Here is an 11,991-nt window from a genome sequence, read left to right on the forward strand (position 1 = left end):
TTGAGACGACAACAGCCGCAGCCCTGTCATTTCAGGCTGAGCAGCTCCACAATATGGTCGGCGATTGCCAGGCTCGCCGTCAGGCCGGGGCTCTCGATGCCGAACAGATTGACGATCGGCCCAGCGCCGTGCTCGGCCGGGCCCTGGATGATGAAATCTGCCACCGGCTGGCCTGGACCGGACAGTTTTGGCCTGACGCCGGCATAGGCGGGGTGCAATGCGCAATCGGCAAGGCCGGGCCAGTAGCGCCGGATCTCCTCGTAGAAGGCGGCGCTTCGGCCGGGATCGACGGTATAGTCGACGCGATCGATCCATTCGACATCGGGGCCAAAGCGCGCGCTGCCGCCGAGGTCGAGGGTCAGGTGAACGCCAAGACCGCCATGGACTGGCACCGGATAGATAAGCCGCGAAAAGGGCGAGCGGCCGGACAGCGCGAAATAGTTGCCGCGCGCCAGCCATAGCGGCGGAACGAGGTCTTGCGGGAAGCCTTCGATGCGTCTGGCCAATGCCTGGGCGTCGAGGCCGGCGGCGTTGATGAAGGCACCGGCCTTGAGACGGAACCCCTCACCATCGGCGTCACGCGTGTCGATCCGGATCCCGTCGGCTTCGATGGCCGCGCCGGTAACAGTCGTGAGCAGCGCGAAGGATACGCCAGCGGCTTCCGCGTCACCACGCAGCGACAGCATCAGCGCCTGGCTGTCGACGATGCCGGTCGACGGCGACAGCAACGCGCCGGCGCAGGTCAGCGCGGGCTCAAGCTTTTCGGCCTCTGCGCGCGTCAACAGCGTGAGGTCAGCGACTCCGCATTGCGCCGCGTTGATCTGGATTGCCTGCAACCTGTCCAACTGGTTGGGTTCGACGGCAACGGTCAGTTTGCCGGTGCGCCGGTGGGCGACGCCGTGCTCGCGGCAGTAGGCATAGAGGCGCTCGCGACCCGCGACGCAGAGCCGGGCTTTGAAGCTGCCCGGCGCATAATGGAGCCCAGCATGGATGACTTCCGAGTTGCGCGAACTGGTGCCCGTGCCGATGGCTGCGGCCTTCTCGACCACCAGCACCTCACGGCCCGCCAGCGCCAGCGCACGGGCAATGGCGAGGCCGACCACACCCGCCCCGGCAACAATGCAATCGACATCATGCATTGATGGACTTTAGCGCCGACTGTCCGCACCTGCAAAAACCCTGTCGCCGCCGATCCACACGCCCTTGACGTCGAGATCGTCCGACAGGGCGACGATATCGGCCGCGGTGCCGTTGGCGAAGCGGCCGAGCCGGTGCGCCTGGCCGACGGCTTTCGCCGGATAGAGCGAAGCCATCCGTAAGGCCTCCGACAGATCCAGCCCGACAATTCTGTGCACATAGCGGACGGCCGAGATCATATCGAGATCGGCCCCGGCCAACGTGCCGTCGGCCAGCCGCAGGCTGCCATCCTTGCGATAGATGGTGCGGCCGTTGAGGGTGAACGAGGTCATGTCGGTGCCGATCGTCGCCATGGCGTCGGTGACCAGCACGATCCTGCCCGGTCCCTGCTTGGCGCGCAGCGCAATCAGCATGGTGGCCGGGTCGACATGGATGCCGTCGGCGATGATGCCGGCGGACAGGCCGCCTATGTCGATGGCCGCACCAGCCAGTCCCGGCTCGCGGTTGCCGATCTGGCTCATGGCGTTGAACAGATGGGTGACCACACTGGCGCCGGCGTCGGCAAAGGCTCTGGCCGTGGCGTAGCCGGTGTCGGAGTGACCGAGGCTGACGACGATGCCGGCTTTGGCAAGTGCGGCGACCCGGGCGGGCTCGACGGATTCCGGCGCGATCGTCGTGAGCAGCACCGGCAGATTTTTGCGCGCCGCGATCAGGGCAGCCTGATCGGCATCCGTCATCGGCCGGATCAGCGCCGGGTCGTGCGCACCCTTGCGGGCGACCGAGAGATGCGGGCCTTCGAGATGCAGGCCGAGAAACCCCGGCAGCTTCTGCCGTGCCGCTTCAGCGCCGGCGGCAATGGCCGCGGCGGTGATCTCAGGCGTATCGGTGATCAGGGTTGGCAGCAGCGCCGTGGTGCCGAACGGCGCATGCGCCCGGCATATGGTTGCCAGCGAGGCGACATCGGGATGGTCGTTGAGCATCACGCCGCCGCCGCCATTGACCTGCAGGTCGACGAAGCCGGGTGCCAGCATGCCGCCGCCGGTGTCGATCCGGGCAACGCCTGACGGAACAGCGCCGACGGGAAGAATGCCTTCGACCGCATCGCCGTGCACGACAAGGGCGGCGTCATCATGCCAGTCGTCGCCGTCGAAAATCCGGGCGCCAGTCAGGGCAAAACGGTCGCTCATACGGTTTCCGTCACCTTGCGCAGATTGCGCGGTACATCCGGATCGAGGCCTCGATGGCGGGCGAAGGCCTCGACGAAGCCGTAGAAGGACACGATCAGCGTCAGCGGGTCGGTCAAGGGATGGCCGGTGGCGACATGGGGCAGGGATTGCGCGCTCCTCGCCTTGTCCGAAGTGACGAAGACGGCGGCGCCCTTGCCGGCAAGGTTGTCGGCGGCCTCGGCCACCGACGGCTCCGAGGCGTCGCGAGCGGCCAGCGCCAGCACCGGGAAGCCCGGCCCGACCAATGCCAGCGGGCCGTGCATGACTTCGGCAGCACTATAGGCCTCGGCATGCATGCCGCAGGTCTCCTTGAATTTCAGCGCCGCCTCATTGGCCATCGCCGCGGACGGGCCGCGGCCGAGAATGAACAGCGATTGCGGCGTCTCCAGCGCGCCGGCCAGAGCCATCCAGTCGCAGGCGATCGCCTTGCTGAAGTGTTCGGGCAGGCGGGCGAGGGCGGCCAGCAGCTTGTCGTCGCCGGTGCAATGCGCCATCAGCGCCAGCCCGGCCACGGCCGAATTGACGAAGGTTTTCGTCGCCGCGACGCTGCGCTCCGGCCCGGCCAGGATGTCGATGGCAAAATCCGATGCCCGTGCCAGCGGCGAATCGGCGGTGTTGGTGATGGCGACGGTGAGCGATCCGCCGGCCCTGGCCGTCTCGGCCATGGCGACGATATCAGGGCTCTTGCCTGACTGCGAGATCGCCAGACAGGCCGAGCCGGCGAGCTTGAGCTTGGCGCCATAGATCGAGGCGATCGACGGGCCGACCGAAGCCACGGCCAGACCGGCGGTCAGCTCGACGGCATATTTCATGAAGGTGGCGGCATGGTCGGACGAGCCGCGCGCGACGGTAACGATGAAGCTCGGATCGCGCTCGCGAATGCCGCGTCCGGCCTCGGTCAGCACCGCCGCCGAGCCGTCGAGCAGGCGCGCGACGGCTTGCGGGATTTCGTCGATCTCGCGCCGCATATGGGTGGTGTTGGGGATCATGGTCGGCCCTCTTCGCTCGGCCCTGTCAGCCGCAGTTCGGCGACGAAATCATAAGCGTCGCCCCGGTAGATGGAACGGGTGAATTCGATCACCTTGCCGCTCGCCAGATAGGAAATGCGTTCAATGTGCAGTCCGGCAATGCCTGGCGGCACTTCGAGCAGGCGCGCGTCACCGTCGCCGAGATTGGCGGCCGAAATGCGCTGCACCGCCCGCACCGGGCGGTTGCCGGTCAACTCCAGCGCCGCATAGAGAGAAGAGCCTATCCCGGCGGGGTCCGGCAGCACGCTGGCCGACAGCGAGGCGCGCTCGATGGCCAGCGGCGTGTCGTTGGCAATGCGCAGGCGCGACACACGCGCCACCAACTCGTTCGACGACAGGCCGAGCACCATCATCTCGTCGGGCGAGGGCGCATAGAGGCCGCGGTCGAGCCACGCTGAGCGCACCGCCATGCCGCGCCGGGCCATGTCCTCGGTGAAGGAGGTGAGCCGCGACAGCGATTGCTCGACGCGCTCCATGCGCGGCGCCACGAAGGTGCCGGAACCGTGGCGCTGCACCAATATGCCGCCCTTGACCAGGTCCTGGACCGCCTTGCGCACCGTGACACGGGAAATGTCGGCCTTGGTCGCGATGTCGCGCTCCGACGGCAGCGCGTCGCCTGGCCCGATCAGACCGCGATTGACCGCGTCCTCGATGCTTTTCCTCAGCTGCAGATAGAGCGGCGCGCCGCTTTGCGACGATTGCTTCAGCGTGGCGAAGATCTGGTCGGCGGCCTCGCTCATCGCGCCGCCTCCGCTTTGGCGAAGATGCGAGCCGCCATCTGCACGGCGCCGCCCAGCGCATCGTCGAGCGGCGCCTTCAGCAGCGCCTGGTAGCGCTGGGAAAGGCGCGGCGCATAAAGCGGCGCCAGCCCGCCGAGCAGGCAGAGCGGGGCATCGTGCGAAAGGTCGAGGGCGCCGAGCGACGCTTCGACATCGCCGACCGCCTTGTCGACGATCCAGTTGGCGACGGCGTCGCCCTTCCCGGCGTGCTCGAACACCTTGGGCGCGAAGCCGCCGAAATCGCCCGGTTTGGCGTTGGTGGTGAATTCGACCACGTCTTCGGGATTGTTGCGGAAGGTCGCCATCATGCTGTCGGTCAAGGGCGAGCCCGGGCGGACGCCGTCATGGGCGAGCAGCGTCTGTTCGAGCAAATCGCGGCCGATGCGCGCGCCGCTGCCCTGGTCGCCGACCTGGAAGCCCCAGCCGCCTATGGCACGCGATGTGCCGCCCTTGCGCGCCATATAGGCGGTGCCGGTGCCGAGGATGGCCATGGCGCCATCGCCCGAGCCGACCGCCCCTTCGAGCGCGATCTCGGCGTCAGTCTCGACGCGGCTGATGCTGAATGGCAGGATTGCTTCGAGTTGCTGCCGATAGGTGCCGACATTGGCGCCGGCAAGGCCAAGAATGGCTGGTGTCTGCGGGATCAGGTCCGGGTCTTGCCCTGCGGCGATGAATGCCTGCCGTGCCGCCTCGACAATATGGGTCCTGGCGCCGGTGAGATCGGTGCGGATGTTGGCGGCGCCACTTTTGGCACGGCCAATGACAGCGCCATCGCCTGTCGCAAGGGCTGCCCTGCAGCTGGTGCCGCCGCCATCGATACCGAGCACGAAATTCACGCGATTTCTCCTCGGGGCGGATAATACCAATAAAATACCAATAGCCAAGGATTAATTTCCGTTTCAAAAAGATTAAGGCGTATTTTATTGAAAAAACTAGACATTTCGTCGGCTCAGCGATTTCTGACACCTAAATCCGTTAATGCGTGTGGACAAGTGGTATTTTTTTGGTATTGTTCCGTCATCGGAGGGACAGGGATGGCCGAACCGCGCACCGAAGCGCTTCACAGGAATGCCGAGGGACTGGACATCCAGGCCCCGGACACCATCCTTTCTTCTTTGGCTGATGCGCAGATCGAGGCCGCCAAGGCAGTCCGCGACGCCATTCCTGCCATCGCTGCCGCGGCCGAGATCATCGCCGGCCGGCTGAACGGCGGCGGCAAGCTTGCCTATGCGGCGGCCGGCAGCTCCGGCCTGATGGCGCTGGCCGACGCGCTGGAATTGCCCGGCACTTTCGGCATCAAGCGCGAGCGCATCGTCATCCTGATCGCCGGCGGCGACGAGGCCTTCAAGACGCTGGCCGGCGGGCCGGAAGACGACACCGACGAAGCCTCGGCGGCAATTGCCGGCGCCGGCATCGGCAAGGACGACTGTCTGATCGCGATCTCGGCCAGCGGCTCGACACCCTATGCGGTCCAGGCTTTGAAGGACGCGCGTGGCCGGGGCGCGGCGACCATCGCCATTGCCAATAACAAGGACACGCCGCTGCTCAAGCTGGCCGATGTCGGCATCCTGCTGGAAACACCGCCGGAGGTGATTGCCGGCTCGACGCGCATGGGTGCCGGCACCGCGCAGAAGATCGCGCTCAACATGCTGTCGACGCTGACCGCAATCCATCTCGGCCATGTCCATGACGGCTATATGGTCAATCTCACCGCCGACAATATCAAGCTGCGCGACCGCGCGGCACGCATCGTCGCCGCCATCAGCGGCCAAGACAAGGACGCTGCGGCGCGCCTGCTCGAAGCGAGCGGCGGCGTTGTCAAGACAGCCATTCTGCTCGCCGCCGGCGCTGCCAACGCCGATGTGGCCGAGAAGATACTGGAAGGGACCGGCCAGAAGCTCAGGCCAGCCCTTTCCGCGATCGAGGGGAACAAGGGCGCGAAGGCCCCTGTTCTCAAAACCGAACCTGAAAAAGGTCAACAGGGAGACTAAGCATGACAACGAAGCTACTGACGGCACTGCTTCTCGGCACCAGCATTCTCGGCACCGCCGGGTTGGCTCACGCCGCTGACGTAACGCTCAATATCGAAAGCTGGCGCGGCGACGACCTCACCATCTGGAAGGACAAGCTGATCCCGGCCTTCGAAGCCAAGAACCCGGGCATCAAGGTGGTGTTCGCGCCGTCGGCTCCGACCGAGTATGACGCAGCGCTCGGCGCCAAGCTCGCCGCCGGCTCGGCTGGCGACCTGATCACCTGCCGCCCGTTCGACAAGTCGCTCGAACTGTTCAAGAAGGGCAATCTCGCCGATCTCTCGGCGCTGCCCGGCATGGAAAACTTCTCGCCCGTCGCCAAGGCCGCCTGGCAGACCGACGACGGCAAGTCGAGCTTCTGCGTGCCGATGGCCTCGGTCATTCACGGCTTCATCTACAACAAGGACGCCTTCGACAAGCTCGGCATCAAGGTGCCGACGACGCGTGACGAATTCTTCGCCGCGCTCGACAAGATCAAGGCCGACGGCACCTACATTCCGATGGCGATGGGCACCAAGGATCTCTGGGAAGCCGCGACCATGGGCTACCAGAACATCGGCCCGAACTACTGGAAGGGCGAGGAAGGCCGCCAGGCACTGATCAAAGGCGAGCAGAAGCTGACCGACGCCGACTGGGTCGCGCCCTATGCCGAACTGGCCAAATGGAAGCCCTATCTCGGCGACGGTTTCGAAGCCCAGACCTACCCGGACAGCCAGAACCTGTTCACGCTTGGTCGCGCCGCCATCTACCCGGCCGGCTCGTGGGAGATCGGCCTGTTCAACACCCAGGCGCAGTTCAAGATGGGCGCCTTCCCGCCGCCGGTCGAGAAGGCCGGCGACACCTGCTACATCTCCGACCATACCGATATCGGCATGGGCCTGAACGCAGCGTCGAAGAATGCCGATGCGGCCAAGACTTTCCTGTCCTGGGTCGCTTCACCGGACTTCGCCACCATCTACGCCAACGCACTGCCGGGCTTCTTCAGCCTGAACTCCAACCCGGTGAAGATGGAAGACCCGCTGGCGCAGGAATTCGTCTCCTGGCGCGACAAGTGCAAGTCGACGATCCGCTCGACCTACCAGATCCTGTCGCGCGGCACGCCGAACCTGGAAAACGAGACCTGGGTTGAATCGGCCAACGTCATCAACGGCACCGATACGCCGGAAGCTGCCGCCAAGAAGCTGCAGGACGGCCTCGACAGCTGGTATAAGCCGGCGAAATAAGAGCTCAACGAGCAGGGTCGTTCCAAGTGGACGGCCCTGCATTTTTCGATAGCATCAACTGCCAACGACGGCGCCGCCCCTCATCCGCCTGCCGGCACCTTCTCCCCGTATAGTGACGGGGAGAAGGGATGCGCTCCAGCGCTGGCGACCCCCTCTCCCCGTTCTTCACGGGGAGAGGGTAAGGGTGAGGGGCAGCGCCGACGTGGGAGCATTTTTGCCCAGACCGTGGATAGGCAGGGACCGCACTCATGGCCGCAGAAACACGACCGAAACGACCGATCCGCTGGCATATCGGCGTCTTCCTGGCGCCGGCGCTGCTGGTCTATACGGCGATCATGATCCTGCCGCTGGCCGGGACGCTGCAGCTGTCGCTGTTCCGCAACATCGAGCAGCACCAGGTCTTCGTCGGCTTTGACAATTTCCGCACCTTGTTCGGCGACCCCAACTGGTCGGTCAATTTCTGGAATGCGCTGCGCAACAATGTCTGGTTCTTCATCATCCACATGCTGGTGCAGAACCCGATCGGCGTCATGCTGGCGGCATTGCTGTCCAGCCCGCGGCTGAGGTTCGCCGCCTTCTACCGCACGGCGATCTTCGTGCCGACCATCCTTTCCTTCGTCATTGTCGGCTTCGCCTGGAAGCTGATCCTGTCGCCGCTATGGGGCGTGGCGCCGCACCTGATGGACTTGGTCGGCCTGAAAAGCCTGTTCACGCCATGGCTCGGCAAGGAGCAATACGCGCTGACCGCGCTCAGCCTGATCTCGGTGTGGCAGTTCATCGGCATTCCGATGATGCTGATTTATGCAGCGTTGCTGTCGATCCCCGAAGAGGTGATCGAAGCCGCCGAATGCGATGGCATTACCGGCATGTCGCAGTTCTGGAAGATCAAGCTGCCGCTGATCCTGCCGTCGATAGGCATCATCTCGATCCTGACCTTCGTCGGCAATTTCAACGCCTTCGACCTGATCTACACCGCGCAAGGGGCGCTCGCCGGGCCGAACTATTCGACCGATATTCTGGGCACCTTCCTCTACCGCGCCTTCTTCGGCTTCCAGTTGCAGGTCGGCGATCCCAATATGGGGGCTGCGATCGCCACGATGATGTTCCTGATCATCCTTGGCGGCGTCTGCGTCTACCTGTTCCTCGTCCAGACGCGCCTGCGTCGCTACCAGTTCTGAGGAGCGAGAGATGAGCCTAGCCACCCGTTCACTGCCCCGCACCATCGGCGCCCACGCGATCCTGTTGACCTACACGGTAATCGCGCTGTTCCCGGTGATCCTGGTCATCATGAACTCGTTCAAATCGCGCGCCGGCATCTTCAGCGAACCGCTGACGCCGCCGACGCCGAAAACCTTCGACCTGATCGGCTACACCACGGTGATCGGCCAGGGCGACTTCATCCACTATTTCCAGAACAGCCTGGTCGTCACCGTCGCCTCACTGTTCTTCGTGCTTCTGTTCGGCGCCATGGCGGCGTTCGCACTGTCGGAATACCGCTTCCGCGGCAACACGCTGATGGGGCTTTACCTCGCGCTCGGCATCATGATCCCGATCCGGCTCGGCACCGTCGCCATCCTGCAACTGATGGTGGCGAGCGGGCTGGTCAACACGCTGACGGCGCTGATCCTGGTCTATACCGCGCAAGGCCTGCCGCTTGCCGTCTTCATCCTGTCGGAATTCATGAAGCAGGTGTCGGACGATCTGAAGAATGCCGGCCGCATCGACGGGCTGTCGGAATACACCATCTTCTTCCGGCTGGTGCTGCCGCTGGTCAGGCCTTCGATGGCGACGGTCGCTGTCTTCACCATGATCCCGATCTGGAACGATCTGTGGTTCCCGCTGATCCTGGCCCCGTCGGAAGAGACCAAGACGGTGACGCTCGGCGCGCAGCTGTTCCTTGGCCAGTTCGTCACCAACTGGAACGCCATCTTGGCGGCCCTGTCGCTGGCGATCATGCCGGTGCTGATCCTCTACGTCATCTTCTCGCGGCAACTGATCCGCGGCATCACTTCCGGAGCCGTCAAGTGAGTGGGGGGCAAGAGGCTATCGTACAGGCTCTTGTAGAGACAGCGAGCCGCTATGGATTCCGGGGCGTTCGCGCCAAAAATTTCTATCGCGAGCGGCCGGAAACGATTTGCGTACTGAACCTTCAGAAGTCTTCCTGGGGACCACAGTTCTATCTGAACGCAGCAGTGTGGTTTACGCGGCTTGGGCCGGAGCGCCGGCCGAAGGAATACAATTGCCACATCATCTGGCGAGTCGACTCTCTGATGACTAGCGAGCAATCCAAGGCATTTGAAGGGGCGCTCAATCTGGATCATCCGATCCCGAATGACCGGAGATCTTCTCTGATCAAAGAAGGGGTCGATACATACGGCTTTGGGCTTCTGGCCCGTTGCGAGAGCGAAGAGACCGCTCTGCAGATCGCCGGTGAGAACGGCCCGAATGTGAGAGTAGCTCTCAAAGCCCGCAGGCAAGAAAAGGCAGATTGAAATGGCTCAACCCCTTCGTGTCGTCGTCGCCGGGCTCGGCAATATGGGCCGCAGCCATGCGCTGGCCTATCACACCAATCCGGGGTTTGAGATCGCGGCGCTGATCAACCGCTCCGACGTGCCGCTGCCGGATGGACTGTCGGGCTATGGCATCAGGCGCTCTTTCGACGACGCCTTGCGCGACGAAAAGCCCGATGTCGCCTGCATCGCCACCTATTCCGACAGCCATGCCGACTATGCGGTGAAGGCATTCGAGGCCGGTTGCCACGTCTTTGTCGAAAAGCCGCTGGCGACCACAGTTGCAGACGCCAAGCGCGTCGTCGCCGCGGCCAAGGCCAACGGCAAGAAGCTGGTGATCGGCTATATCCTGCGTCATCACCCGTCGTGGGTCCGGCTGATCGCCGAGGCGCGCAAGCTTGGCGGCCCCTACGTCTTCCGCATGAACCTCAACCAGCAATCGTCAGGCCCGACCTGGCAGACGCACAAACAGTTGATGCAGACGACGTCGCCGATCGTCGACTGCGGCGTGCACTATCTCGACGTTATGCTGCAGATCACCGACGCCAAGCCGGTCGAGGTGCGTGGCATGGGCGTGCGGCTAACCGAGGAGGTGGCGCCGACGATGTACAATTACGGTCATCTGCAGGTGCTGTTCGACGACGGCTCGGTCGGCTGGTACGAGGCAGCCTGGGGGCCGATGATTTCGGAGACGGCCTTCTTTGTGAAGGACGTGATTTCGCCCAATGGCTGCGTGTCGATCGTCATGAAGGAAGGCGTGAAGTCCGACGATATCGACACCCACACCAAGACCTCGACCATCCGCCTGCACAGTGCCGCAACCGGGCCGGACGGCAAGTTCGCCAGGCCGGACGAGATGCTGTCGATGGAAGGCGAACCCGGCCACCAGGATCTCTGCGATCTCGAACAGGCCTTTGTGCTGAAGGCGATCCGGGAAGACATCGACCTGACCCGCCACATGGACGACGCGGTGAAATCGCTCGCCGTCTGCCTTGCCGCCGACGAGAGCGTGCGCAGCGGCGCAGCCGTCAAACTCTAGAACAAGGACGAAGCCGTGGGCTCGCTGGTAATCGAAAATGTGAAGAAGGCTTTCGGGCCGGTCGAGGTGCTGAAGGGCATCAACCTCGAAGTGAATGATGGCGAATTCGTCGTCTTCGTCGGCCCGTCCGGCTGCGGCAAGTCAACACTACTCAGGGTCATTGCCGGGTTGGAGGATTCGACCTCGGGCCGGGTGGTGATCGACGGCGCGGATGTTTCGGCTACGCCGCCCGCCAAACGCGGCATCGCCATGGTGTTCCAGACCTATGCGCTCTACCCGCATCTGACGGTGAAGAACAATATGGGCCTTGGCCTCAAGCAGGCCGGTACACCCGCCCCAGAGATCGATCGCCGCATCGGCATCGCCTCGTCGATGCTGTCGCTGGAACCTTATCTCGAGCGGCGGCCGGCCGAACTCTCCGGTGGTCAGCGCCAGCGCGTCGCCATCGGCCGCGCCGTGGTGCGCGAGCCGAAACTGTTTCTGTTCGACGAGCCGCTGTCGAACCTCGATGCAGCACTTCGCGTCAACACGCGGCTGGAGATCGCGCAGCTGCACCGCCGGCTGAAGGCGACGATGATCTACGTCACCCACGACCAGGTCGAGGCGATGACGCTGGCCGACAAGATCGTCGTGCTCAATGCGGGAAAGATCGAGCAGATCGGCGGCCCGATGGAGCTCTACAATTCGCCGGCAAATGAATTTGTCGCCGGCTTCATCGGTTCACCGAAGATGAACTTCATCGATGGCGCGCGACTGGGCGAGACGGCCAAGACCATTGGCGTGCGGCCGGAACATCTGACCGTCGATGCGAAGTCCGGCGCCTGGAAAGGCACGGTGGTCCACGCCGAGCATCTCGGCGCCGACACCAACCTCTATCTCGACTGCGAAAAGGCCGGGCTGATAACGGTGCGCATTTTCGGCGTCTACGACGCGGAACCGGGCGCGACGCTGTATGCGACGCCCGAGCCGGGGAAGACGTATCGGTTCGGGGCGGACGGCAAGACGATCAAATAATCCGC

At 64.1% G+C, this 11,991-nt stretch carries 12 protein-coding genes; 7 read left to right on the top strand and 5 right to left on the bottom strand.

Features of this window, described 5'->3' with window-relative positions; translation table 11 throughout:
• Positions 1 to 26 precede the first annotated feature (26 nt).
• Genes AC04SG_RS12000 through AC04SG_RS12020 form a run of 5 tightly spaced genes read right to left on the bottom strand, consistent with a single transcriptional unit; the run spans position 27 to position 5,006 of the window.
• The gene (locus AC04SG_RS12000; protein ID WP_488551190.1) at positions 27 to 1,139 is read right to left on the bottom strand and encodes an NAD(P)/FAD-dependent oxidoreductase; all 1,113 of its coding nucleotides are present in this window, start codon (positions 1,137 to 1,139) and stop codon (positions 27 to 29) included.
• 9 nt (positions 1,140 to 1,148) lie between these two features.
• On the bottom strand, positions 1,149 to 2,324 hold the full coding sequence (gene nagA, locus AC04SG_RS12005; protein ID WP_488551191.1) for an N-acetylglucosamine-6-phosphate deacetylase: 1,176 nt from the start codon (positions 2,322 to 2,324) through the stop codon (positions 1,149 to 1,151).
• A complete protein-coding gene (locus AC04SG_RS12010) occupies positions 2,321 to 3,352 on the bottom strand; it encodes an SIS domain-containing protein (RefSeq protein WP_488551192.1) in 1,032 nt (343 codons plus the stop codon). Before AC04SG_RS12010 ends, nagA begins: the two co-directional genes overlap by 4 nt.
• Positions 3,349 to 4,131 (bottom strand): GntR family transcriptional regulator, encoded by a 783-nt coding sequence (locus tag AC04SG_RS12015; RefSeq protein ID WP_112561221.1) that lies wholly within the window; start codon positions 4,129 to 4,131, stop codon positions 3,349 to 3,351. The genes AC04SG_RS12010 and AC04SG_RS12015 overlap by 4 nt, the downstream gene beginning before the upstream one ends.
• Entirely contained in the window at positions 4,128 to 5,006 is an 879-nt protein-coding gene (locus AC04SG_RS12020; RefSeq protein WP_488551193.1) for a glucosamine kinase nucleotide-binding domain-containing protein, read from the bottom strand. Before AC04SG_RS12020 ends, AC04SG_RS12015 begins: the two co-directional genes overlap by 4 nt.
• A 198-nt stretch (positions 5,007 to 5,204) precedes the next feature.
• Here AC04SG_RS12020 and AC04SG_RS12025 point away from each other — a divergent pair, with 198 nt between their 5' ends.
• From AC04SG_RS12025 to AC04SG_RS12055, 7 genes are all read left to right on the top strand, one after another.
• On the top strand, positions 5,205 to 6,161 hold the full coding sequence (locus AC04SG_RS12025) for an N-acetylmuramic acid 6-phosphate etherase (RefSeq protein ID WP_488551194.1): 957 nt from the start codon (positions 5,205 to 5,207) through the stop codon (positions 6,159 to 6,161).
• Between the two features lie 2 nt (positions 6,162 to 6,163).
• Complete coding sequence (locus tag AC04SG_RS12030) at positions 6,164 to 7,423, top strand: ABC transporter substrate-binding protein (protein ID WP_488551195.1); 1,260 nt, start codon at positions 6,164 to 6,166, stop codon at positions 7,421 to 7,423.
• A gap of 248 nt (positions 7,424 to 7,671) precedes the next feature.
• Positions 7,672 to 8,601, top strand: a complete 930-nt coding sequence (locus AC04SG_RS12035; RefSeq protein WP_488551196.1) for a carbohydrate ABC transporter permease — start codon at positions 7,672 to 7,674, stop codon at positions 8,599 to 8,601.
• Between the two features lie 10 nt (positions 8,602 to 8,611).
• On the top strand, positions 8,612 to 9,451 hold the full coding sequence (locus AC04SG_RS12040) for a carbohydrate ABC transporter permease (protein WP_436257785.1): 840 nt from the start codon (positions 8,612 to 8,614) through the stop codon (positions 9,449 to 9,451).
• Positions 9,448 to 9,915: a DUF4304 domain-containing protein gene (locus tag AC04SG_RS12045; RefSeq protein WP_488551197.1), complete on the top strand. Its 468-nt coding sequence runs from the start codon at positions 9,448 to 9,450 to the stop codon at positions 9,913 to 9,915. The genes AC04SG_RS12040 and AC04SG_RS12045 overlap by 4 nt, the downstream gene beginning before the upstream one ends.
• 1 nt (position 9,916) lies before the next feature.
• Positions 9,917 to 10,972 carry a Gfo/Idh/MocA family protein gene (locus AC04SG_RS12050; RefSeq protein ID WP_488551198.1) on the top strand — a complete coding sequence of 352 codons (1,056 nt, stop codon included), beginning with the start codon at positions 9,917 to 9,919 and terminating at the stop codon, positions 10,970 to 10,972.
• Positions 10,973 to 10,987: 15 nt separating this feature from the next.
• Positions 10,988 to 11,986: an ABC transporter ATP-binding protein gene (locus tag AC04SG_RS12055; RefSeq protein WP_488551199.1), complete on the top strand. Its 999-nt coding sequence runs from the start codon at positions 10,988 to 10,990 to the stop codon at positions 11,984 to 11,986.
• The last annotated feature ends 5 nt before the right edge of the window (positions 11,987 to 11,991 follow it).

This window comes from Mesorhizobium sp. CNPSo 4684 (genome assembly GCF_057784315.1).